Raw genomic sequence first — 270 nt, 5'->3', positions numbered from 1 at the left:
CTATGACCGATATTGCACATCAGCTTTCCATTTCAACTTCAACTGTCATTCGAAAGCTCAATGACTTTCACTTTAAGCATAACTTTAGCCAACTTCCTGAGATTATGTCCTGGGACGAGTATGCCTTTACAAAGGGAAAAATGAGTTTCATTGCACAAGACTTTGATAATCTCAACATTATCACCGTTCTTGAAGGTAGAACACAAGCTATCATCCGAAATCACTTTCTGCGCTACGATAGAGCCGTTCGTTGTCAGGTGAAAATCATTA

At 39.3% G+C, this 270-nt stretch carries 1 pseudogene; it reads left to right on the top strand.

The window, feature by feature from the left end:
* Nucleotides 1-270 (top strand): annotated as a pseudogene (locus tag L0P31_RS09295) (ISL3 family transposase); the annotation flags it as partial.

It is taken from the genome of Streptococcus mitis (assembly GCF_022137125.1).
Taxonomy (GTDB): Bacteria; Bacillota; Bacilli; order Lactobacillales; family Streptococcaceae; genus Streptococcus; species Streptococcus mitis_CE.
This window is presented reverse-complemented; position numbering and strand designations above follow the sequence as displayed.